At 62.5% G+C, this 22,050-nt stretch carries 17 protein-coding genes, 2 tRNA genes, 3 rRNA genes and 1 pseudogene; 9 read left to right on the plus strand and 14 right to left on the minus strand.

Annotated elements, in window-relative coordinates; genetic code table 11:
- Both hisF and EKK97_RS21875 read left to right on the plus strand, forming a co-directional pair.
- Window positions 1–774: an imidazole glycerol phosphate synthase subunit HisF gene (gene hisF / locus EKK97_RS21870; RefSeq protein ID WP_159555192.1), complete on the plus strand. Its 774-nt coding sequence runs from the start codon at window positions 1–3 to the stop codon at window positions 772–774.
- A gap of 22 nt (window positions 775–796) precedes the next feature.
- Window positions 797–1,324, plus strand: a complete 528-nt coding sequence (locus tag EKK97_RS21875) for a hypothetical protein (RefSeq protein ID WP_234287147.1) — start codon at window positions 797–799, stop codon at window positions 1,322–1,324.
- 33 nt (window positions 1,325–1,357) lie between these two features.
- Here the strand turns inward: EKK97_RS21875 and EKK97_RS21880 are convergent, their stop codons facing one another.
- Together EKK97_RS21880 and EKK97_RS21885 are read right to left on the minus strand one after the other, a co-directional pair.
- Window positions 1,358–1,948: a YjaG family protein gene (locus EKK97_RS21880; protein ID WP_159555194.1), complete on the minus strand. Its 591-nt coding sequence runs from the start codon at window positions 1,946–1,948 to the stop codon at window positions 1,358–1,360.
- Between the two features lie 53 nt (window positions 1,949–2,001).
- Window positions 2,002–2,294 (minus strand): annotated as a pseudogene (locus tag EKK97_RS21885) (MGMT family protein).
- 51 nt (window positions 2,295–2,345) lie between these two features.
- On the opposite strand from EKK97_RS21885, the gene EKK97_RS21890 reads away from it, so the two are divergent.
- Window positions 2,346–3,041, plus strand: a complete 696-nt coding sequence (locus tag EKK97_RS21890) for a type 1 glutamine amidotransferase (RefSeq protein WP_159555196.1) — start codon at window positions 2,346–2,348, stop codon at window positions 3,039–3,041.
- A gap of 7 nt (window positions 3,042–3,048) precedes the next feature.
- On the opposite strand, the gene mnmH is transcribed toward EKK97_RS21890, so the two are convergent.
- From mnmH to EKK97_RS21915, 5 genes are all read right to left on the minus strand, one after another.
- Window positions 3,049–4,170 (minus strand): tRNA 2-selenouridine(34) synthase MnmH, encoded by a 1,122-nt coding sequence (gene mnmH, locus EKK97_RS21895; protein ID WP_159555198.1) that lies wholly within the window; start codon window positions 4,168–4,170, stop codon window positions 3,049–3,051.
- Window positions 4,167–5,204: a selenide, water dikinase SelD gene (gene selD, locus EKK97_RS21900; protein ID WP_159555200.1), complete on the minus strand. Its 1,038-nt coding sequence runs from the start codon at window positions 5,202–5,204 to the stop codon at window positions 4,167–4,169. Before selD ends, mnmH begins: the two co-directional genes overlap by 4 nt.
- 54 nt (window positions 5,205–5,258) lie before the next feature.
- Window positions 5,259–6,635 (minus strand): DNA repair protein RadA, encoded by a 1,377-nt coding sequence (gene radA, locus EKK97_RS21905; RefSeq protein WP_159555202.1) that lies wholly within the window; start codon window positions 6,633–6,635, stop codon window positions 5,259–5,261.
- A gap of 102 nt (window positions 6,636–6,737) precedes the next feature.
- Window positions 6,738–7,187, minus strand: a complete 450-nt coding sequence (locus EKK97_RS21910) for a copper resistance protein NlpE N-terminal domain-containing protein (protein ID WP_159555204.1) — start codon at window positions 7,185–7,187, stop codon at window positions 6,738–6,740.
- Window positions 7,188–7,292: 105 nt separating this feature from the next.
- Window positions 7,293–8,189: an AEC family transporter gene (locus EKK97_RS21915; protein WP_159555206.1), complete on the minus strand. Its 897-nt coding sequence runs from the start codon at window positions 8,187–8,189 to the stop codon at window positions 7,293–7,295.
- Window positions 8,190–8,304: 115 nt separating this feature from the next.
- Here EKK97_RS21915 and hisC point away from each other — a divergent pair, with 115 nt between their 5' ends.
- Both hisC and gloA2 read left to right on the plus strand, forming a co-directional pair.
- Window positions 8,305–9,360 (plus strand): histidinol-phosphate transaminase, encoded by a 1,056-nt coding sequence (gene hisC / locus EKK97_RS21920; RefSeq protein WP_159555208.1) that lies wholly within the window; start codon window positions 8,305–8,307, stop codon window positions 9,358–9,360.
- 52 nt (window positions 9,361–9,412) lie between these two features.
- Window positions 9,413–9,817 carry an SMU1112c/YaeR family gloxylase I-like metalloprotein gene (gene gloA2 / locus EKK97_RS21925; protein ID WP_159555210.1) on the plus strand — a complete coding sequence of 135 codons (405 nt, stop codon included), beginning with the start codon at window positions 9,413–9,415 and terminating at the stop codon, window positions 9,815–9,817.
- A gap of 241 nt (window positions 9,818–10,058) precedes the next feature.
- Here the strand turns inward: gloA2 and rrf are convergent.
- The 6 genes from rrf to tyrS form a co-directional block, all read right to left on the minus strand.
- Window positions 10,059–10,174: ribosomal RNA gene (gene rrf, locus EKK97_RS21930) — 5S ribosomal RNA — on the minus strand.
- 81 nt (window positions 10,175–10,255) lie between these two features.
- Window positions 10,256–13,143: ribosomal RNA gene (locus EKK97_RS21935) — 23S ribosomal RNA — on the minus strand.
- A 201-nt stretch (window positions 13,144–13,344) separates the two neighbouring features.
- A tRNA-Ala gene (locus tag EKK97_RS21940) sits at window positions 13,345–13,420 on the minus strand.
- 115 nt (window positions 13,421–13,535) lie between these two features.
- Window positions 13,536–13,612 (minus strand) — tRNA-Ile (locus tag EKK97_RS21945).
- A 209-nt stretch (window positions 13,613–13,821) separates the two neighbouring features.
- Window positions 13,822–15,361, minus strand: a 16S ribosomal RNA gene (locus EKK97_RS21950).
- Together the 16S, 23S and 5S rRNA genes with 2 tRNA genes alongside form the textbook arrangement of a ribosomal RNA operon.
- Before the next feature lie 764 nt (window positions 15,362–16,125).
- On the minus strand, window positions 16,126–17,325 hold the full coding sequence (gene tyrS / locus EKK97_RS21955) for a tyrosine--tRNA ligase (protein WP_086510431.1): 1,200 nt from the start codon (window positions 17,323–17,325) through the stop codon (window positions 16,126–16,128).
- A gap of 115 nt (window positions 17,326–17,440) precedes the next feature.
- Between tyrS and EKK97_RS21960 the strand changes: the two genes are divergently transcribed.
- Window positions 17,441–18,571 (plus strand): anhydro-N-acetylmuramic acid kinase, encoded by a 1,131-nt coding sequence (locus EKK97_RS21960; protein WP_159555212.1) that lies wholly within the window; start codon window positions 17,441–17,443, stop codon window positions 18,569–18,571.
- A gap of 122 nt (window positions 18,572–18,693) precedes the next feature.
- On the opposite strand, the gene EKK97_RS21965 is transcribed toward EKK97_RS21960, so the two are convergent.
- On the minus strand, window positions 18,694–19,728 hold the full coding sequence (locus EKK97_RS21965; RefSeq protein WP_159555214.1) for a type IV pilus twitching motility protein PilT: 1,035 nt from the start codon (window positions 19,726–19,728) through the stop codon (window positions 18,694–18,696).
- A 77-nt stretch (window positions 19,729–19,805) separates the two neighbouring features.
- On the opposite strand from EKK97_RS21965, the gene EKK97_RS21970 reads away from it, so the two are divergent.
- From EKK97_RS21970 to EKK97_RS21980, 3 genes are read left to right on the plus strand one after another with little or no spacing between them, the layout of a single operon-like run.
- On the plus strand, window positions 19,806–20,516 hold the full coding sequence (locus tag EKK97_RS21970; protein ID WP_159555904.1) for a YggS family pyridoxal phosphate-dependent enzyme: 711 nt from the start codon (window positions 19,806–19,808) through the stop codon (window positions 20,514–20,516).
- Between the two features lie 58 nt (window positions 20,517–20,574).
- Window positions 20,575–21,399 carry a pyrroline-5-carboxylate reductase gene (gene proC / locus EKK97_RS21975; RefSeq protein ID WP_159555216.1) on the plus strand — a complete coding sequence of 275 codons (825 nt, stop codon included), beginning with the start codon at window positions 20,575–20,577 and terminating at the stop codon, window positions 21,397–21,399.
- Between the two features lie 56 nt (window positions 21,400–21,455).
- Window positions 21,456–22,046 carry a YggT family protein gene (locus EKK97_RS21980; RefSeq protein ID WP_159555218.1) on the plus strand — a complete coding sequence of 197 codons (591 nt, stop codon included), beginning with the start codon at window positions 21,456–21,458 and terminating at the stop codon, window positions 22,044–22,046.
- Window positions 22,047–22,050 lie beyond the last annotated feature (4 nt).

The raw sequence follows: 22,050 nt of genomic DNA on the forward strand, positions 1-22,050 counted from the left end.
ATGGGCCTGGCCAAACGCATCATTCCCTGTCTCGACGTCGACGCCGGCCGCGTGGTCAAGGGCGTCAACTTCATCGGCATCCGCGACGCCGGCGACCCGGTAGAGATCGCCCAGCGCTACAACCTGCAGGGCGCCGACGAAATCACCTTCCTCGACATCACGGCAAGCCATGAGGATCGCGCCACCACGGTGGAGATGGTCGAGCGTATCGCCGGTGAGGTGTTCATCCCGCTGACGGTGGGCGGTGGCATCCGCACCTGCGACGACATCCGCACCATGCTCAACGCCGGCGCCGACAAGGTCTCGATCAATACCGCCGCAGTCACCAACCCCGACTTCGTGCGCGAGGCCGCCGAACGCTTCGGCAGCCAGTGCATCGTCGTGGCCATCGACGCCAAGCGCGTCTCCGCCGAGGGCGAATCGCCACGCTGGGAGATCTTCACCCACGGCGGCCGGCGCCCCACCGGCCTGGACGCGGTTGAATGGGCGAAGAAAATGGTGGAATACGGCGCCGGCGAGCTGCTGCTGACCAGCATGGACCGTGACGGAACCAAGGCTGGCTTCGACCTGGGCGTGACCCGGGCGATCAGCGATGCCGTGACGGTCCCGGTGATCGCTTCCGGCGGCGTCGGCAACCTCGACCACCTGGTCGATGGTGTGCTGGAAGGCGGTGCCGATGCGGTACTCGCCGCCAGTATCTTCCATTTCGGCGAGTACACCATCCCCGAGGCCAAACGCTACATGGCCGAACGCGGTATCGAGATGCGCCTTTGACGTGGCGCCCAGGAGCGAGGAAGTGAGGCATTCATGGATGAGTGAGGGGTGGCGCGCCAAACTGCTGGGACTCGCTCTGGCCCTACTGGTTGCTCCGGCCTCCCAGGCCCAGCAGGAGCCCATCTGGCCGCCAGTGCTCGAGATCGAGCACGTGCTGGTGCAGACCAGCCTCTACACGCGTCACTTCGACCCGCAGCCCGACCATAACAACCAGCAGGAGCTGATTGGCATCGAGCTGCACAACTCGCAGCGCTGGTTGGCCGGCGGCGCCCGCTTCCTGAACTCCTTCGACCAGGAAGCCTTTTACCTGTATGTCGGCCGCGAGTTCCCCTTTTGGGAGCCAACCGACAATCTCACCGTGCGCGCCAAGCTGAGCGCCGGACTACTGCACGGCTACCGTGGCGAATACCAGGACAACATTCCCTTCAATCGCTACGGCACGGCCCCGGCGGCGCTGCCCAGCGTAGGGATCCGCTGGGGACGCTTCGAGACCGACCTGATCGTGTTCGGTGCTGCCGGTGCCATGGTCATCGGCGGCGTTCGCTTCTAGTGCACCAGACCGCCCCCGGCCGGCCTCGCTCCCCTAGTCCAGGGTAAGGCCAAGGTTGCTCACGCCACCGTTGCGACCCAGTTGCCGCAGCGCCTTCAACGCTTCGCGGTCGAGTTCGCCTTCCACCGCTTCCAGCACGGCATCCTGGAAATCGTTCTCGTCCGCCATGAGTGGGTGCTCACGTACCAGCTTCGCCAGTCTGCTGGCATCTTCCTCGCCCTCGGTCAGCTCGATGTAGGCGCGCACACCGCCCTTGGAGATGCGGCTCACCTCGAGTACGGCATCGGCAGATTCGCCACGCAGTGTGTCGAGCAGCGAGGTCAACGCTACCACCACTTCCACGGCGCGCCGGATGCCGAAGCTGTCGTCCTCGGCAGGCGGCTCGAACTCGGCCAGCTTTTCGGCCTGGCGCTCGAAGTCGATGCGTGCCTCGCGCACGGCGAGCTGCTCCCACACCAGATCGAGTACCGCTCTCAGGCCTGCCGGGTTGCCCTCCCCCGTCATCTGCGCATAGAGGGTATAGTTGGGCAGCATTCGCTCGCACAGCGCCGCCATGAAGGCCTGCTGCTGACGCGATGGGAGAGCCTGGAGCCGCTCATGGAAGCCCCCTTTTGGCTGACTCATGGATTCTCCTCGTGAATTGACGGTCAGATGAAAGGATGAGAGAAACCGCCCAGTCATGGCCACAGCGCTTCGGGGGCACACGCCCCCGCGCGTCGAACAATACACCCTCGGCGACCAGCCGTTGACGCTGCTCGATGGCCCCGGGATGATCGGCCAGCCGACGCGACGCGGTGATCACCCGAAACCACGGCAGGTCATGATCTTCGGGAAGTTCGCGCAATGCCCGGGCTACCAGGCGCGGCGTGCCACCCTCGGTCATGGCGGCAATACGTCCGTAAGTGGTTACCCGCCCGGGCGGAATGGCGGCCAGAATGGTCAGAATCTGTTCGCGTAGTACCGGTTTCATGTACGCTGCCGCTCCCCTGATTGCGTGTCACTCCTGAATGGCGAGGTTTCCATGCATCTGCATCTGCTTCAACACAGCCCGCATCACGGCCCGGGACGGATCTCCGACTGGCTGACCAGCATGGGACACAGTCACACCGTCTTTCACCTCTACGCCGATGAAGCACCGCCCAGCCTGGCCGATGGCGATGCACTGATCCTGCTCGACGGGCCAATGGATATCCTCGACGATGCCCGCTATCCCTGGCTCAAGCGCGAGCGCAAGCTGATCGCCAAGGCGCTGGACGGCAACAAGCCGCTGCTCGGTATCGGCATGGGCGCCAGGATGATCGCTGCCGAACTCGGTGCCACAGTGGGCCGTGGCACCTTCGCCGAGGTCGGCTGGCATGAGGTGACCCTGGCTCCCGAGAGCCCTTTCGATCTGCCTGAGCGGTTTACCGCTTTCATGTGGCATCGCGATGTCTTCGCCCTGCCCGACGATGCTCTGCCGCTCGGCGGCAGCCTGGGCAGCCCGGTCCAGGGTTTTGCTTGGGATGCGGGGCGTGCCCTAGGGCTGCTGTGCCATTTCGAAGTGACCCACGCCAGCGTCAGCGAACTGCTGGCGAACGACGAGCAGCCGGAAGGCAGCGAGGCCAGCCCCCACGCGCAACCCGCCGAAAGCATCCTGGCCGATGGGCGGCGCTTCGACCGTCTGGCCCCTCTGCTCGACCGCCTGCTTAGCCAATGGATACGCAGTGCAGCGGCTTGATTCTGCGTCAGGCTGGCTGGGGCCGCCCGCTAGGCTGGCGTGCGGCCTCTTGCGTCCACGAGCGTGCCGCTTCCAGGCAGCTGTCCCAGTCCCCCACGTGCAGGAAGCGCCCGGGATCGCGCTTTTCCAACTGGTAGCGGTACATGGGGTCATAGTATTCGGTGAGCAGCGGCGCCAGCCAGGCCTCGTGGGCCTGGCGATTGCCGCGCTCATGCTCGCGGAAGGCAAGCTGCTGCAGCCGCTGGAGGCGTGCCAGCCGCGCATGTCCGAGGCGCTTCTTCAGCCTCGCCAGCGCACTCGAGAGCTGCTTGCGCATCAGCGTCCAGCCCAACCACTCGCCGAATTGCTGGCGATAGATCGCCCATAGATCGTCGATATAATCCTTGTGGATCTGCTCCAGACGCCAATCGAGGGGCATCTCCACCCGCACCCGCGGGGCTCGCTCCATCGCCCGCCAGAAGGTGAGCGGCACGTTGGCCGCACCGATATGGCGCGACTCGTCCTCCACCACCAGCGGACCGGGCAATGCCAGCAGGCTCACTCCCATGGCATGTTCGAAGTCGATCTGGCTGGGCGCCGGCAGCGGATGCCTGCCGAAGGCCGATCCCTTGTGCCGGGCGCACCCTTCGAGGTCGAGCCCGTTGGGCAGCGCCTGCACCAGCGCCGTCTTGGCACAACCGGTCAGTCCACCGACTACCAGCAGCGGCTGCTCGGCTGCCGCGTCGATGCGTTGGCACAGCGCCTGGCGCATCGCTTTCCAGCCGCCGCGAATGCGTGGCCTCTCCACGCCGCTCTCGGCCAGCCACTGCTGGGCGATCTGCGAGCGCAGCCCACCACGGTAGCAATAGATGATCGCATCGGGATGTGCCTCAACCAGGCGCTGCCAAGCCCCGATGCGTGCCTCTCGAATACCGCCGCTGACCAGCCGTTGGCCCAGCTCGATTGCCGCTTGCTGGCCGCGCTGCTTGTACTCGATACCCACCAGACGACGCTCCTCGTCGTCCATCAGCGGCAGGTTGACTGCTCCAGGCAGGCTGCCCTGGGCGAACTCCACCGGAGCCCGCACGTCGACCAGTACATGCCCCTGGCGCAACAGGGAGAGATCGGGCTCGATCAAGGGCAGGTTCACCCGCGTACCTCGATCAGCGCCTGCCCATCGGCCTTGACCACTTCACCGAACGGCACCAGCTCGATACCGTGCTCGCGGCCGATGCGCTCGACGTCGTCCTCCCACGAGGGGTGCACCGAAAGCAGCAGCCCACCGGAGGTCTGCGGATCGCACAGCCACTGCCAGTGCGGCTCGTCCATGTCCTTCAGCGCCGCTCCCAGGGCGTTGCGATTGCGATGAGTGCCGCCGGGCACCGCGCCTCGGCGACGATAGGCCTCGGCCTCGGCCAGTCGCGGCAGGCGCCGAAAATCGATGCGCGCCGCCACGCCGCTGGCCTGGCACACTTCGGAGAGATGCCCGGCAAGGCCGAAGCCGGTGACGTCGGTCATGGCGTGTACCCCCTTGACCTTGGCCAGGGCCATGCCGATCTGGTTGGACTGCAGCATGGTTTCCCGGGCCAGGGTCTGGTGCCCGGATTCCAGCAGGCCCTGCTTCTCGGCGGTCGTAAGGAAGCCCACGCCCAGCGGCTTGGTCAGGAACAGCAGGTCGCCCACCTGGGCGCCCTTGTTGAGCTTGAGATGCTCGAGGTCGACCAGGCCGTTGACCGCCAGGCCGAAGATCGGCTCGGGCGCGTCGATGGAGTGCCCACCGGCCAGGGCCAGACCCAGCTCGCGGCATACACCCTGGGCGCCGGCCACCACGTCGCCGGCAATCTCCGGCCCCAGCTTGTCCAGCGGCCAACCGAGGATGCCCAGCGCCAGTACCGGCCTGCCGCCCATGGCATAGACATCACTGATGGCGTTGGTGGCCGCGATACGGCCGAAATCGAAGGGATCGTCGACGATCGGCATGAAGAAGTCGGTGGTGGCGATCATGCCGCGGCCATCGCCCAGGTCGTACACGGCCGCATCCTCGCGGCCCTCGTTGCCTACGATCAGACGCGAATGGGTTGCCCCGGGCCCGGCCTTGGCCAGGATGCCGTCGAGTACGTCAGGGGCTATCTTGCAGCCGCAGCCGGCGCCGTGGCTGTATTGTGTCAGGCGAATCGCGCTCATCTCGTTCTCCTTGGCAGTTCACACCCCATTCTATCGCAGTGGGACGTCGTTGCCTCACAGTGCCTCGAGGGCATCGGTCAACTTGTCCACGATGACGACCTCCATGCCGTCGGGAGAGCGCTTCGGAGCATTGGCACGCGGCACGATGGCACGGGTGAAGCCGTGTTTGGCGGCTTCGACGATGCGCTCCTGCCCGCTGGGCACGGGACGGATCTCGCCGGAAAGCCCCACTTCACCGAAAGCCACCAGCTCGCGTGGCAAAGGGCGGTTCTGCAGGCTGGATACAACCGCCAGCAGCACCGCCAGGTCGGCGCTGGTCTCGAGCACCTTGACCCCACCGACCACGTTGAGGAAGACGTCCTGGTCGCCGGTGAACAACCCGCCATGGCGATGCAGCACCGCTAGCAGCATGGCCAGGCGGTTCTGGTCGAGACCCACCGCTACCCGCCGCGGATTGCCCAGTGCCGACTCGTCGAGCAGCGCCTGCACTTCCACCAGCAGCGGCCGCGTGCCCTCCCACACCACCATCACCAGGCTGCCTGGTGACTGCTCCTCGCTGCGCGAGAGGAAGATGGCGCTGGGATTCTTTACTTCCTTGAGCCCGTGCTCGAGCATGGCGAACACGCCGAGCTCGTTGACCGCGCCGAAGCGGTTCTTCTGCCCGCGCAGGGTGCGAAAGCGCGAATCGGCACCACCTTCGAGCAGCAGCGAGGCATCGATCATGTGCTCCAGCACCTTGGGTCCGGCCAGGGTGCCATCCTTGGTCACGTGCCCCACCAGCAGCAACACGGTATTGGACTGCTTGGCGAAGCGCGTCAGCACCGCGGCAGACTCGCGCACCTGAGCCACGCCGCCGGGCGCCGAGGCAATGTCTTCCAGGTGCATGGTCTGGATCGAGTCGATGATCAGTATCTCGGGACGCTCGCGCTCGGCCACGGCCAGCACCGTCTCGACGCTGGTTTCAGCCAGCATTTTCAGCCCTTGGGTGGGCAACTGCAGCCGATGGGCGCGCATCGCCACCTGCGAAAGCGATTCCTCACCGGTGACGTAGAGCACTTTGCGTGCCTGGGCCAGTTTGCAGGCGGTCTGCAACAGCAGCGTCGATTTACCAGCCCCGGGGTGCCCACCAAGCAACACTGCCGACCCCGGCACCAGGCCGCCGCCCAGTACACGGTCGAACTCACCGAAGGTCGATGAGAGTCGTGGCACCTCGGTGAGGTCCACGCTGCCCAGGTCGACGACCTCCTTCGACAGGGTGCCGGCATAGCCGGAGCGCCCCGCACCACTCGAGGCAGCAGCTCCGGGGCGGGAGGTAGCGAGCCTCACTTCGCTCAAGGTGTTCCACTCCAGGCAGCTCGAACACTGCCCCTGCCACTTGCGATACTCCGCCCCGCATTCGGTACAGACGAAGGCACTCTTCGCTTTGGCCATGCTGGCCTCTCTCCGGCTTCTGTGTGCGGGCCATTCTAACAGGACGGCCAGATGCGCGAAGGCGGCCAGTAGGCCGCCTTCGATACTGCCTGACGTCAGGACTTACTGACGCTGCAGCTGCAAAGCTTCGTTATTCTGGAAGCGCCGACGCTGAGGATCGATCAGCTCGAGAGTCTGTTCGTCCACACGCAGGAAGTAGTAGATCTGGCCTTCGCCATCCGGCGTCAGCTCGTAGACCGTGGCGTCGGGATCGACTGCCGTACCGCTGAGCACTTCCCAGTTTCCGGCATACTCTTCATCTGGCGGATCTTGGGGATGCTCCCGGTAGCTGGCACGCAGATCGAAGGTACGCTCCTCGGGTGCACCCTGTTCATCGCCACGCAGCGCCACGTTAAGGTCGATACCCGCACAGTTGCGGCAAGGCAGGGTACCTTGATAAACGACTTCGGCATCGTCCATGGCCATGTCGGCACGATCATCAGCCGGGCCGGCTGCACAACCGGCCAGGAAAGCCAGCATGGCCGAGCCAGCCAGCAGGGTCCTCACTTGCATTTGCTCACTCCTAACCTATGGGTTTGTCGCCATGTACCGTATGTTAGCGTAGGTCACAGCATAAACCCTTAACGCGCTGGCAGACAGTCTCGCTGCGCATACCGGTCATACACTGCCCGAATAGACATGCATGAACACCAGGGCCAGCACGAGGGGCATCACCACCAGGCTTCCCAGATTGCCGATCAGCACCAGAGAGGCGACCTTATGGGGCTCCTGGCGATACTGCTCGGCTACCAGGTAGTTGAGCACGGCCGGGGGCAGCGCGGCAAACACCCACAGCGTTGCGGCTTGCAGCCCCGTCAGCTCCAGCCACAGGATCATCGGAGCGGCCAGCACGAGCCCCGACAATGGACACAACAGGGCGCCAAGCAGTCCGGTTCTCCAATCGCCGAAGTCGATATCGAGCATGCGCACCCCGAGAGCGAACAGCATCAGTGGGATGCACACCCCACCCAACATATGCATTGCCTCGAGCAGCCACCCGGGCAACGGCACACCGCCCAGGTTGACGCCCAGCCCCGCCAGGCTGGCCAGCACGATCGGCATCCTCAACAAGCGCCACAGCGGTGTGCGCGGGCTGAGCATATAAAGACCTACCGAGAAGTGCAGCAGCATCTCGACGATGAACACCACCACCGCCGCAGGCAGCGCTGCCTCACCGAAGGCGAGCACCAGTAGAGGGATGCCCATGTTGCCGGAATTGTTGAACATCATCGGCGGTAAGAAGGTCTTGGGCTCGAGCTTGAGCACCCTGACCAGCGGCCACAGCACCAGACCCGAGCCCAGCACCACGACGGCCGCCCCCAGCGCCAGGCCCGCGTACTCTGCCAGCGGAGCTTGCCGGTCCGCCAGCACCGCGAACACCAGCATGGGCACGAAGATCTCCATGTTGAGAGTGTTCAGGCTGCGTATGTCCGGGGTACGAAAACGGCCGTAGAGGGTGCCGCAACCGGCGATCAGGAATACCGGCAGCAGCGTGGCAATGATCTGGGCAGTCATGTATGGGTTCCAGCGTCCACGCGAAAGCGCCTAGGCTAGCACGCTACCGGCTTGCGCGGTCAGGCCGCAGCGGTCAACATGGCCTAAAGTTCCCTCCAACGAGTGACGAAACACCATGAGCCAGTTCTGGAGCCCGGCGGTGCGCGAGCTGACGCCTTATGTCCCGGGTGAACAGCCACGCGAGAAGCTGATCAAGCTCAACACCAATGAGAACCCCTACCCGCCGGCCCCCGGCGTCGAGGCAGTGCTGCGCGAGTACCCGGTCGACCACTTGCGTCTCTATCCCGATCCTCAATCCCTGGCTTTGCGCCAGGCACTTGCCCGGGAGTACGGAGTGGAAGCGGAGCAGGTCTTCGTGGGCAACGGTTCCGATGAGGTGCTGGCCCTGGCCTTCCAGGCCTTCTTCTGCCACGACCGTCCGCTCGAGATGCCCGAGATCACCTACAGCTTCTACCCAGTCTACTGCAAGCTGTATGGCATCGAGCGTCGCGCTCTACCGCTGGATCAGCAGTGGCGGGTCGATCTCGATGCCTTCACCACCGAGAGCGGCGGCGCCATTTTCGCCAATCCCAACGCGCCCACGGCACATGGCCATCCACGGGAGGCCATTGCTACGCTGCTCGAGCGACTGACGGACCAGGTCGTGCTGGTCGATGAGGCCTATGTCGATTTCGGCGGAGAAAGTGCCGTGCCGCTGATCGAGCGTTACCCCAACCTGCTGGTGACGGGAACCTTCTCGAAGTCGCGCAGCCTGGCCGGTCTGCGTCTGGGCTACGCCATCGGTTCGCGTGAGCTGATCGAAGGCCTCGAACGGGTCAAGGATTCCTTTAACTCCTACCCCATCGACAGTCTGGCCAGTGCGCTCGGAATCGCCTCACTGGAGGACCGTGAGCACTTCGACGCTTGTCGCGAACGAGTCATCACCACTCGCGAACGTACCGTTCGCCGTCTGGCCGAGCTCGGCTTCGAAGTACTGCCTTCTCAGGCCAACTTCGTTCTCGCGCGCCACTCACGGCACGATGCGGCGCAGCTCTTCGTCGGCCTTCGCGAGCGAGGCATCCTGGTGCGTCACTTCAACACCGACGCCCTGCGTGGCTTCCTGCGCATTTCGATTGGCACCGACGACGAAATGGATAGCCTGATCGAGGTCTTCGAGCTGCTCTGCCGTTGACTCATCGCTATGGGCGCTACCAAGCGCCCATAGCGTTCCGGAGACTCTCACCATGCCCACCTCGCCCCTTCCTCTGTCGGGCATCCACCATGTCGCCCTGATCACTGCTGATTATCGCCGTGCCAAACGCTTCTACCTTGAAGTGCTTGGTGCCGAGATTCTCAATGAAACCTACCGCGCCGAGCGCGACAGCCACAAGCTGGACCTGAGGCTGCCCGGCGGCATCCAGTTGGAACTCTTCTCGTTTCCCGAGCCGCCGGAGCGCCTCAGCTACCCCGAGGCCTGTGGCTGGCGCCACCTTGCCCTGGCCACCACCGATCTGGACGCTTGCGTGAAGGTGCTCGAGGCGCGCGGTGTCACCCCCGAGCCCATTCGAGTCGATGCCCTGACGGGCTCGCGCTTCACCTTTTTGAGTGACCCCGATGGGACCCCCATCGAGCTTTACCAAGTGAGCTGACAGGCATGAAAAAAACCGAGCACTGTCGTACTCGGTTTTTGGGGAGTGATGCCTGACGATGTCCAGGGCGGCTCTCCGCGACTCTCCATGGGAGGCCCCTCAGACGGCGAAACCCCGACCAGTTGGCCGGGGTTGCTGAAAAGATGCCTGACGATGTCCAGGGCGGCTCCCCGCGACTCTCCATGGGAGGCCCCTAAACGGCGAAACCCAGCCTCTTGCGAAGCTGGGTTTCTGAAAAGATGCCTGACGATGACCTACTCTCGCATGGGGAGGCCCCACACTACCATCGGCGCTGAGCGGTTTCACTGCTGAGTTCGGCATGGGATCAGGTGGTTCCCACTCGCTATGGTCGTCAGGCGAAAACGGTTGGAATCATGCCGACGCTACGTCTCGTCGTATCCGTCAATTGCGCGCGATGCGCAGACCCCTTGGGGTTATATGGTCAAGCCTCACGGGCCATTAGTACCGGTTAGCTCAACGCCTTGCAGCGCTTCCACACCCGGCCTATCAACCAGCTGGTCTCGCTGGGCCCTTCAGGAGGCTCGAGGCCTCGGGGATGTCTCATCTTGAAGGGGGCTTCCCGCTTAGATGCCTTCAGCGGTTATCCCGTCCGCACGTAGCTACCCGGCAATGCCACTGGCGTGACAACCGGAACACCAGAGGTGCGTCCACTCCGGTCCTCTCGTACTAGGAGCAGCTCTTCTCAAACATCCAACGCCCACGGCAGATAGGGACCGAACTGTCTCACGACGTTCTAAACCCAGCTCGCGTACCACTTTAAATGGCGAACAGCCATACCCTTGGGACCGACTTCAGCCCCAGGATGTGATGAGCCGACATCGAGGTGCCAAACACCGCCGTCGATGTGAACTCTTGGGCGGTATCAGCCTGTTATCCCCGGAGTACCTTTTATCCGTTGAGCGATGGCCCTTCCATACAGAACCACCGGATCACTAGAACCTACTTTCGTACCTGCTCGACGTGTCTGTCTCGCAGTCAAGCACCCTTATGCTCTTGCACTCACTGCACGATTTCCGACCGTGCTGAGGGTACCTTCGTGCTCCTCCGTTACGCTTTGGGAGGAGACCGCCCCAGTCAAACTACCCACCACACACTGTCCTCGATCCGGATCACGGACCTGAGTTAGAACGCCAATGATGCCAGGCTGGTATTTCAAGATTGGCTCCGCCCGAACTGGCGTCCGGGGTTCCTAGCCTCCCAGCTATCCTACACAAGCAACATCAGCGTCCAGTGTGAAGCTATAGTAAAGGTTCACGGGGTCTTTCCGTCTAGCCGCGGGTACACAGCATCTTCACTGCGATTTCAATTTCACTGAGTCTCGGGTGGAGACAGCGTGGCCATCATTACGCCATTCGTGCAGGTCGGAACTTACCCGACAAGGAATTTCGCTACCTTAGGACCGTTATAGTTACGGCCGCCGTTTACCGGGGCTTCGATCAAGAGCTTCGCCCGAGGGCTAACACCATCACTTAACCTTCCGGCACCGGGCAGGCGTCACACCCTATACGTCCGCTTGCGCGTTTGCAGAGTGCTGTGTTTTTAATAAACAGTTGCAGCCACCTGGTATCTTCGACCGCCTCGTGCTCCAGCCGCGAGGGCCTTCACACTAACGCGGCGTGCCTTCTCCCGAAGTTACGGCACCATTTTGCCTAGTTCCTTCACCCGAGTTCTCTCAAGCGCCTGGGTATTCTCTACCTGACCACCTGTGTCGGTTTGGGGTACGGTCCCACTGTATCTGAAGCTTAGAGGCTTTTCCTGGAAGCGTGGCATCGATGACTTCGGCACCGTAGTGCCTTCGTCTCGCCTCTCGGCCTTGGGATCCCGGATTTGCCTAAGATCCCAGCCTACTGGCTTTCACCAGGACAACCAACGCCTGGCCCACCTAGCCTTCTTCGTCCCCCATCGCAATACAGTGAGGTACGGGAATATTGACCCGTTTCCCATCGACTACGCCTTTCGGCCTCGCCTTAGGGGCCGACTCACTCTGCTCCGATTAGCGTCGAACAGAAACCCTTGGTCTTCCGGCGGGGGAGTTTTTCACTCCCCTTGTCGTTACTCATGTCAGCATTCGCACTCGTGATACCTCCAGCAGACTTCTCAATCCACCTTCATCGGCGTACACGACGCTCCTCTACCGCTCGTCATTCGACGAACCCGTAGCTTCGGTACCTGGTTTAGCCCCGTTACATCTTCCGCGCAGGCCGACTCGACTAGTGAGCTATTACGCTTTCTTTAAAGGATGGCTGCTTCTAAGCCAACCTCCTAGCTGTCTGAGCCTTCCCACATCGTTTCCCACTTAACCAGGATTTCGGGACCTTAGCTGACGGTCTGGGTTGTTTCCCTTTTCACGACGGACGTTAGCACCCGCCGTGTGTCTCCCACGCTGCACTCACCGGTATTCGGAGTTTGCCTCGGGTTGGTAAGCCGGGATGGCCCCCTAGCCGAAACAGTGCTCTACCCCCGGCGGTGATACGTGAGGCGCTACCTAAATAGCTTTCGAGGAGAACCAGCTATCTCCGAGCTTGATTAGCCTTTCACTCCGATCCACAAGTCATCCAAACCTTTTTCAACAGGTCCTGGTTCGGTCCTCCAGTTGATGTTACTCAACCTTCAACCTGCTCATGGATAGATCGCCCGGTTTCGGGTCTATTCCCAGCGACTGGTCGCCCAGTTAAGACTCGGTTTCCCTACGCCTCCCCTATTCGGTTAAGCTCGCCACTGAAAATAAGTCGCTGACCCATTATACAAAAGGTACGCGGTCACCCCACGAAGGGGCTCCCACTGCTTGTACGCATACGGTTTCAGGATCTATTTCACTCCCCTCTCCGGGGTTCTTTTCGCCTTTCCCTCACGGTACTGGTTCACTATCGGTCAGCCAGGAGTATTTAGCCTTGGAGGATGGTCCCCCCATGTTCAGTCAAGGTTTCACGTGCCCCGACCTACTCGATTTCACATGCTCAGGTTTTCGGCTACGGGACTATCACCCCCTATGGTCGAGCTTCCCAGCTCGTTCGCCTAACCAGTCACATGCTTAAGGGCTACTCCCCGTTCGCTCGCCGCTACTGGGGGAATCTCGGTTGATTTCTTTTCCTCGGGGTACTTAGATGTTTCAGTTCCCCCGGTTCGCCTCCCAACACCTATGGATTCAGTGTGGGATACCCTGCTTGTGCAGGGTGGGTTTCCCCATTCGGAAATGCCCGGGTCACAGGTCGTTTGCCACCTCACCGAGCCTTATCGCAGGCTACCACGTCCTTCATCGCCTCTGGCTGCCAAGGCATCCACCGTATGCGCTTAATCGCTTGACCATATAACCCGAAGGGGTCTGGTCTGCGATCACGTACGACAATTGCCGGATACGCTTGAGACGTATCTCTTGCGTTTTCTCCTTGCGGAGAAAACTTGTCAGCATGATTCACATTGTTAAAGAGCAGACTGTTCAGAGAACAGTGATAAGCACGTCTTGCGCTTATCACTGGTCACGAAACATGAGACTGAGGGGAGAAGTTTGGTGGAGCCAAGCGGGATCGAACCGCTGACCTCCTGCGTGCAAGGCAGGCGCTCTCCCAGCTGAGCTATGGCCCCACTGATTCCGGCCTTCCCCTTAGGGTCGGTTCGGTTATTTTATTCAGACCAAGGCATTTCGTGGCGACGCATAGCCGCTATGCGAGTCACGAAATAACGCAGGACTGGATAAAATTGGTGGGTCTGGGCAGATTTGAACTGCCGACCTCACCCTTATCAGGGGTGCGCTCTAACCAACTGAGCTACAGACCCGGCACTGTACGGTTGCAAGCTTGCTAGCCGTCGGCTGGCCGACCTCACCCTCCTTTCCACAAAGGTCAGGGGGTGCGCTCTAACCAACTGAGCTACAGACCCGGCTTGCTACCGATGCATCGGCGATCGCTCGCCGACCCAAACAGTCTTTGCTCTGGCCGATCAGGTAATTCATTGTGAGCACTTGCCGCGAGGCGTGATACGTCGTTTAAGGAGGTGATCCAGCCGCAGGTTCCCCTACGGCTACCTTGTTACGACTTCACCCCAGTCATGAACCACACCGTGGTGATCGCCCTCCCGAAGGTTAGGCTAACCACTTCTGGTGCAGTCCACTCCCATGGTGTGACGGGCGGTGTGTACAAGGCCCGGGAACGTATTCACCGTGACATTCTGATTCACGATTACTAGCGATTCCGACTTCACGGAGTCGAGTTGCAGACTCCGATCCGGACTGAGATCAGCTTTCTGGGATTGGCTCACTCTCGCAAGTTCGCAACCCTTTGTACTGACCATTGTAGCACGTGTGTAGCCCTACCCGTAAGGGCCATGATGACTTGACGTCGTCCCCACCTTCCTCCGGTTTGTCACCGGCAGTCTCCCTAGAGTTCCCGACCGAATCGCTGGCAAATAGGGACAAGGGTTGCGCTCGTTACGGGACTTAACCCAACATTTCACAACACGAGCTGACGACAGCCATGCAGCACCTGTCTCTGCGTTCCCGAAGGCACCCCTTCGTCTCCGAAGGGTTCGCAGGATGTCAAGGGTAGGTAAGGTTCTTCGCGTTGCATCGAATTAAACCACATGCTCCACCGCTTGTGCGGGCCCCCGTCAATTCATTTGAGTTTTAACCTTGCGGCCGTACTCCCCAGGCGGTCGACTTATCGCGTTAACTGCGCCACAAAGTCCGCGAAGGACCCAACGGCTAGTCGACATCGTTTACGGCGTGGACTACCAGGGTATCTAATCCTGTTTGCTACCCACGCTTTCGCACCTCAGCGTCAGTGTCAGTCCAGAAGGCCGCCTTCGCCACTGGTATTCCTCCCGATCTCTACGCATTTCACCGCTACACCGGGAATTCTACCTTCCTCTCCTGCACTCTAGCCTGACAGTTCCGGATGCCGTTCCCAGGTTGAGCCCGGGGCTTTCACAACCGGCTTATCAAGCCGCCTACGCGCGCTTTACGCCCAGTAATTCCGATTAACGCTCGCACCCTCCGTATTACCGCGGCTGCTGGCACGGAGTTAGCCGGTGCTTCTTCTGTGGGTGATGTCCCTCCTCCCGGGTATTAACCGGAAGGCTTTCTTCCCCACTGAAAGTGCTTTACAACCCGAGGGCCTTCTTCACACACGCGGCATGGCTGGATCAGGCTTGCGCCCATTGTCCAATATTCCCCACTGCTGCCTCCCGTAGGAGTTCGGGCCGTGTCTCAGTCCCGATGTGGCTGATCATCCTCTCAGACCAGCTACGGATCGTCGCCTTGGTGAGCCATTACCTCACCAACCAGCTAATCCGACATAGGCTCATCCGATAGCGCAAGGCCCGAAGGTCCCCTGCTTTCTCCCGTAGGACGTATGCGGTATTAGCCTGGGTTTCCCCAGGTTATCCCCCACTACCGGGCAGATTCCTATGCATTACTCACCCGTCCGCCGCTCGCCACCAGGGAGCAAGCTCCCCGTGCTGCCGCTCGACTTGCATGTGTTAGGCCTGCCGCCAGCGTTCAATCTGAGCCATGATCAAACTCTTCAGTTTAAGATCGTGCGGTTCTTGCTCGCCCCTTCCCGAAGAAACGGACGAAAGCGAACCAAACTCGGCTCAAGGTCAAAGCTTCTCAAAAGACCCGAAGGTCTCGACGAGTCGCTTGCCTTGAAATGGTGTGACTTCTCACCACCTCATCGACAAGCGCCCACATGAATTACCTGATCGATTGTTAAAGAGCGGCTCCGGGCTCTATGAAGAGTGGAGCGTCTCGCTTGCTGTCGCGGCCGTCGATCCGGTGACCGAGGGGCCTCGCCAGCGCCCTGCGAGGAAGGCGTATTCTACTGAAGCGCCGGAGTTTGTCAACTCTCTTCGAGGCCGTCACCGAGGTGACCCTGACCGCGAAGACCAGCCGGAGCCGGCGACCGCAAGCCCGTTGCCGGACTTGCTTTCGAGTGGGGCGCATTCTACCGAATCCGCCGTGGGCGTCAAGTGCGAATCTTGCGAAGCGAATCGAAAAATTCAAATCATGACAACCACTTACCACCCTATCCACCGCCTGCAACGTTGCCCGTCGCCGGCAGCGGATGCGTACTTTACGGTTTTCCCCCGAGCCCCGCAAGGGGCGGCGGTAAAAAATTTCAGGAGCGTGACGATGCGATGACGAGACGCGGGCGAGCGAGCTATCCACAGGCACTCGCAGACGAGGGGTTGTGGATGGTTTTGCGCCGGGGCCGAAGACGACAACGCCCGCGCGGGGCGGGCGTCGGTAGAAGCAACTGACTTGTAATCAGTTGGCCTCGGGGCCGTGGAATAGATCAGCGCAGCGTGACCCGGGCGTAGCGCTTCTTGCCGGCTTGAATCACGTAGCTCTTGCCGGTGTCGAGCATGGCATCCTTGGCGACGACCTCGCCGTCGACCTTGACCCGGCCGTTGCCCAGCATGTCCTTGGCCTGGGCGCTGTTGTTGGCCAGACCCGCCCGGTTGAGCACCGCAGCGATGGGCGCCTGAGCGCTGCCCTCGAAGTCGACCTCCACCTCGGGCAGGTCTTCGGGCAGCTCGCCTTCGGCCAGGCGGTTGCCGGCCGACTTGTGGGCATTGGCCGCGGCCTCTTCACCGTGGTAGCGCCCGATCAGCTCGCGGGCGAGGATCATCTTGATGTCGCGCGGGTTGGCGCCGGCCTCGACGTCGCGCTTGAGCGCCTCGATCTCTTCATTCGATTTCAACGAGAGCAGCTCGAAGTAGCGCCACATCAGGCTGTCGGGCATGGAGACGAGCTTGTTGAACATCGAACCCGGCGCCTCGTCGACGCCGACGTAATTGCCCAGCGACTTCGACATCTTCTGCACGCCGTCGAGCCCCTCGAGCAGCGGCATGGTGATGACCACCTGCGGCTCCATGCCGAAGTGCTTCTGGATCTCGCGCCCCATCAGCAGGTTGAACTTCTGGTCGGTGCCACCCATCTCGACGTCGGCCTCGAGCGCCACGGAGTCGTAGCCCTGCACCAGCGGGTAGAGGAATTCGTGGATAGAGATCGGCTGGCCCGACTTGTAGCGCTTGTCGAAGTCGTCGCGCTCGAGCATGCGCGCCACGGTGCTCTGGGCGGCCAGCTCGATCATCTTGGCCGCGGTGAGCTGGCTGAACCATTCGGAGTTGAAGCGCACCTCGGTCTTTTCAGGATCGAGGATCTTGAACACCTGCTCCTTGTAGGTCTGGGCATTGACCCGGACCTCTTCCTCGGTGAGCGGCTTGCGGGTGACGTTCTTGCCGGTGGGATCGCCGATGCGACCGGTGAAGTCGCCGATCAGGAAGATGATCTGGTGGCCGAGATCCTGGAACTGGCGCATCTTGGTCAGCAGCACGCTGTGGCCGAGGTGCAGGTCGGGAGCGGTGGGATCGAAGCCCGCCTTGATGCGCAGCTTGCGGCCGGACTCGAGCTTCTTGATCAGCTCGTCCTCCAGCAGGATCTCCTGGGTGCCTCGTTTCAGCAGCGCCAGCGCGCTTGCGACCTCACTCATCGTCTCCCACTCCAAATACGTTGATCGCCCTTGCGGGCAGGGTCCATCGAATGGGGCACGATGGTAGCATGACTTGATGCCTCGCGGTCCCCCCAGCCTAAGGGAGAAAATAGAGATGGCACTGTTCGTGGGCCTGATGTCCGGCACCAGCCTGGACGGCATCGATGCCGCCCTGGTCGAGATCGACTCCACGGGGAGCGCGCGCCTGCTTGCCACCCACGCCGAGCCGATGCCCGAAACGCTGCGTGAGCAGTTGCTCGAACTCTGCCAGGCCGAACGAGTCGCCTTCGCCGAGCTGGCCGGCGCCGAGGATGCCTTCTGCCGGCTCCAGGCTGCTGCGGTCGGGCATCTGCTCGCAGGCAATGGCATCGCAACCGAGCAGATTACCGCCATCGGCAGCCACGGCCAGACCATTGAGCACGCGCCCTGGGGACACGCTGAAGGCCCCGCCTATACCCTACAGCTCGACAACCCCAGCCTGCTGGCCGAGCTGACCGGCTGCCAGGTAGTAGCCGACTTTCGCCGCCGCGATCTCGCCGCCGGCGGTCAGGCCGCGCCACTGGCACCGGCCTTCCACGAGGCACTGTTCCGACAACCGGAGCAGTGGCAACTGGTACTCAACTTGGGCGGCTTCGCCAATCTGACACTGCTGCCGCCGAGGGAGAGCAATGCCAAGGTCATCGGCTTCGATACCGGCCCGGCCAATGCCCTGCTGGATGCCTGGTACGCGCGGCACCGCGGCGGCCGCTTCGATGCTGACGGCGCCTGGGCGGCATCGGGCCGAGTGGACGAAACGCTGCTGGAGCGCCTGCTCGCCGAGCCCTTCTTTCATCGTCCCCCGCCGCGCAGCACCGGACGCGAGGTATTCCATCTCGACTGGCTGGGTCAACACCTGACGGGGCGGGAACGTGCCGAGGACGTTCAGGCCACGCTGGCGGAGCTGACCGCCACCAGCGTGGCTCTGGGAATCGAGATGGCACGTGAGCTGGTCGGCGCGCCGGTCGCCACGGCACTGATCCCCTGCGGGGGAGGTGCGCATAACCGCGACCTGCTCTACCGACTGGCCCAGCGCCTGCCCGAGACGGCTCTGGTGCCCAGCAGCGATTGGGGCTGGCCAGCCGACTGGCTGGAAGCAGGAGCCTTCGCCTGGCTCGCCTGGCGTCGCCTGGAAGGCATGCCCGGCAATCTGCCCAGCGTTACCGGCGCCGCCGGCCCGCGCGTGCTCGGCGGCGTCTACGCTCCCTGAGACAGAGGCCAGGCAACGACCGCCATTATGGCCGACAAAGCTTGCTGGGGGACGATAGCGGGCAGGTTGAGGAATGCTCGAGCCAGACCTGGCCATGAGGCTCATGCGAAAAAAACGGATGCTCAAACGGCCAGCGCGTTCCTGGCTTGAACCTGCGCCTCATCGCGACTGACCACGTCCTCGGAGACCAGCTTGGCCAGGGCGGCATCGAGAGTTTGCATGCCCAGGCTGCCGCCGGTCTGGATAGCGGAATAGATCTGCGCCACCTTGTCCTCACGGATCAGGTTACGCACCGCCGCATTGGCGATGAGGATCTCGTGGGCCGCGACTCGCCCACCGCTACGACGCTTGAGCAGGGTCTGGGAGATGACCGCCTGCAGCGACTCCGATAGCATCGAGCGCACCATGGCCTTCTCCTCGCCCGGGAAGACGTCGATGATCCGGTCGATGGTCTTGGCCGCCGAGGTGGTATGCAGGGTGCCGAACACCAGGTGGCCGGTCTCGGCGGCGGTGAGCGCCAGCCGGATGGTTTCGAGGTCGCGCATCTCGCCCACCAGGATCACGTCGGGGTCTTCGCGCAGTGCGCTGCGCAGCGCCTGGGCGAAGCCATGCGTATCACGATGCACCTCGCGCTGATTGATCAGGCAGCACTTGCTGCGATGAACGAATTCCACCGGGTCCTCGATGGTGAGGATATGGTCGTAACGGTGATCGTTGATATAGTCGATCATCGCGGCCAGAGTGGTACTCTTGCCCGAGCCGGTGGGGCCGGTGACAAGTACCAGGCCGCGCGGCAGCAGCGCCAGGCGGCGAAAAACCTCGCCCAAACCCAGGTCCTCCATGGTCAGCACCTCACTGGGGATGGTGCGAAATACCGCACCGGCTCCGCGGGCCTGGTTGAAGGCGTTGACGCGGAAGCGAGCCACACCGGGGACCTCGAAGGAGAAATCGGTCTCGAAGAACTCCTCGTAGTCGCGGCGCTGGCGGTCGCTCATGATGCCGTAGATCAGCTCGCGGACTTCACGATCTTCCAGGGCCGGCACGTTGAGACGGCGGATGTCGCCATCGACCCGAATCATTGGCGGCAAACCAGCCGACAGATGCAGATCGGAGGCGTTCTGCTTTGCCGAAAACGCCAGCAGTTCGGTAATATCCATGCGTTTCCCCTGCTCCCCGGTTAAGGTTCCAGTGAGTATGACAGACTTGCGGACAGGACGGACTTCCTGTGGCTGAGATGACGGACCCCATGCTTTCCAACTCGCTGGTCAGCGCTCGCCGGCGTCTGGCCGATGCCCTGGCAGCCGCCGGTCGTCCTGCCGATGCCGCACGGCTACTGGCGGTCAGCAAGACCAAGCCAGCCGACATGATCCGTGAGGCCTGGCAGCTTGGCCAACGCGAGTTCGGGGAGAACTACGTACAGGAAGCGCTGGAGAAACAACGCGAGCTCGTCGACCTGGAGGGGATCGTCTGGCACTTCATTGGCCCACTGCAGGCCAACAAGACACGCGCCGTAGCCGAGCACTTCGACTGGGTCCACAGCGTCGACCGCGAGAAGGTCGCGCGACGGCTGAACGATCAGCGCCCCGAGGCATTGGCACCACTCGAGGTGTGTCTGCAGGTCAACGTCAGCGACGAGGCCAGCAAGTCAGGAGTCTCCTTCGACGAGCTGGAGGAACTGGCGGAAGCGGTACTCTCGATGCCGCGCCTGCGCCTGCGTGGGTTGATGGCCATCCCGGCACCGGCCGCGGACCCGGCTCGCCAGCGTGAACCCCTGGCGCGGCTGCGCCAAGCGCTGGAGTCGCTGCGCGAGCGCTTTCCCGATGCACCGCTGGATACCCTGTCGATGGGCATGAGCGACGACCTGGAAGCCGCCGTACTCGAAGGAGCCACCCTGGTACGACTGGGTACGGCCATCTTCGGCGCGCGCAACACATCGCGTCGTTAAACGATGCATGCGTACCGGTGCGAGCCGGACGCTCATAACAGAAGAAGGACAGATCGCAATGGCCAGCAGAGTCACCTTCATTGGCGCCGGCAACATGGCCAGCGCCATCATCGGCGGCATGATCGACAATGGCCACCCGGCCACCGCCATTACCGCCACTTCCCCAAGCGATGCTTTCCTGGCACCGCTGCACGAGCGCTTCGGCATCCGTACCAATACCGATAATGCCGCGGCGGTGCGCGACGCCGATGTCGTGGTGCTGGCCGTGAAGCCACAGGTAATGCGTGATGTCTGCGAGGGGCTACGCGATACCCTGCAACGTCAGCGCCCCTTGGTCATCTCAGTAGCCGCCGGCCTCACTGCCGAATCGCTGCAAGCCTGGCTGGGCGGCGGCCTGCCGCTGGTACGCTGCATGCCCAATACCCCGTCGCTGGTCGGCGCCGGCGCCGCCGGTCTTTACGCCACTCCCGAAGTCAGTGCCGAGCAGCGCACCCTGGCGAGCGAACTGCTCGAGGCCGTGGGGATTGTCGAGTGGGTGGAAGAGGAAAACCTGCTGGATGCCGTGACTGCGGTATCCGGCAGCGCCCCGGCCTATTTCTTCCTGATGTTCGAAGCCATGGAGGAGGCTGGCGTGAAGCTTGGCCTGCCGGCCGAGACCGCCCGGCGCCTGGCCATTCAGACAGCCCTGGGAGCCGCTCGCATGGCCCAGCAGAGCGACCTCACCCCGGATCGGCTCAAGCGCAACGTAATGTCCCCGGGCGGCACCACCGAGCGCGCCATCGAGCATCTCGAGCAGGCCGGCCTGCGCGGCATCCTCGCCGATGCCATGGAAGCCTGCGCCGCCCGCGCCCGTGAAATGGCCGAAGAGCTCGGCCAGCGTTAGCTTTCGTGCCGCCCGGCCGTTCGGGTGGCCATCTCGACGAGTAGGGAGGAGCCCACATGGGCCAACTGGGAAATGCCGGCCTGTTGCTGGTCAACACCCTGATCAATATTTATCTGTTCCTGATGATGCTGCGCTTCCTGCTGCAGGCATCGCGGGCCGATTACTACAACCCCATCAGCCAGTCGGTGGTCAAGATCACCCAGCCTGTGGTTCGCCCCTTCCAGGGCTTTCTGGGGCCGGTGCTGGGACGCTTCGATCTAGCCACTCTGGCGGCTGCCTTCGTGCTCAAGGCGGTCAGCATCGTGGCAATCCTGCAAATCGCCGGTTTTGGCATGCCTCCCGTCACCCAGGTAGCAATCGGCGCCGTGGCTGCCATCGCCAATGCCATTCTCAAGATCTACTTCTTCGCGCTGATCGTGATGATCATCCTGAGCTGGGTGGCTCCTAACGCCAGCCACCCCGGGGCGCTGCTGATCATGCAACTGGTGGAACCGATCATGGCACCGGTGCGCCGGGTCATCCCGCCGCTGGGCATGATCGACCTGTCGCCCATCGTGGTCTTCATCGCCATCAGCCTCATCGATGGTATCGTGGTCGGCGCACTGACCCGTGCCGCCGGTATCGCCGGCGCCCTGGTGGGCCTGTGAGGCG

The sequence above is a fragment of the Billgrantia tianxiuensis genome (assembly GCF_009834345.1).
GTDB lineage: Bacteria > Pseudomonadota > Gammaproteobacteria > Pseudomonadales > Halomonadaceae > Halomonas > Halomonas tianxiuensis.

Excerpts from the sequence above, each read along its gene's own strand:
- hisF (WP_159555192.1), top strand. The coding sequence starts at position 1 with ATGGGCCTGGCCAAACGCATCATTCCCTGTCTCGACGTCGACGCCGGC.
- EKK97_RS21880 (WP_159555194.1), bottom strand. The coding sequence starts at position 1,948 with ATGAGTCAGCCAAAAGGGGGCTTCCATGAGCGGCTCCAGGCTCTCCCA.
- EKK97_RS21890 (WP_159555196.1), top strand. The coding sequence starts at position 2,346 with ATGCATCTGCATCTGCTTCAACACAGCCCGCATCACGGCCCGGGACGG.
- selD (WP_159555200.1), bottom strand. The coding sequence starts at position 5,204 with ATGAGCGCGATTCGCCTGACACAATACAGCCACGGCGCCGGCTGCGGC.
- radA (WP_159555202.1), bottom strand. The coding sequence starts at position 6,635 with ATGGCCAAAGCGAAGAGTGCCTTCGTCTGTACCGAATGCGGGGCGGAG.
- EKK97_RS21910 (WP_159555204.1), bottom strand. The coding sequence starts at position 7,187 with ATGCAAGTGAGGACCCTGCTGGCTGGCTCGGCCATGCTGGCTTTCCTG.
- EKK97_RS21915 (WP_159555206.1), bottom strand. The coding sequence starts at position 8,189 with ATGACTGCCCAGATCATTGCCACGCTGCTGCCGGTATTCCTGATCGCC.
- hisC (WP_159555208.1), top strand. The coding sequence starts at position 8,305 with ATGAGCCAGTTCTGGAGCCCGGCGGTGCGCGAGCTGACGCCTTATGTC.
- gloA2 (WP_159555210.1), top strand. The coding sequence starts at position 9,413 with ATGCCCACCTCGCCCCTTCCTCTGTCGGGCATCCACCATGTCGCCCTG.
- tyrS (WP_086510431.1), bottom strand. The coding sequence starts at position 17,325 with ATGAGTGAGGTCGCAAGCGCGCTGGCGCTGCTGAAACGAGGCACCCAG.
- EKK97_RS21960 (WP_159555212.1), top strand. The coding sequence starts at position 17,441 with ATGGCACTGTTCGTGGGCCTGATGTCCGGCACCAGCCTGGACGGCATC.
- EKK97_RS21965 (WP_159555214.1), bottom strand. The coding sequence starts at position 19,728 with ATGGATATTACCGAACTGCTGGCGTTTTCGGCAAAGCAGAACGCCTCC.
- EKK97_RS21970 (WP_159555904.1), top strand. The coding sequence starts at position 19,806 with ATGACGGACCCCATGCTTTCCAACTCGCTGGTCAGCGCTCGCCGGCGT.
- proC (WP_159555216.1), top strand. The coding sequence starts at position 20,575 with ATGGCCAGCAGAGTCACCTTCATTGGCGCCGGCAACATGGCCAGCGCC.
- EKK97_RS21980 (WP_159555218.1), top strand. The coding sequence starts at position 21,456 with ATGGGCCAACTGGGAAATGCCGGCCTGTTGCTGGTCAACACCCTGATC.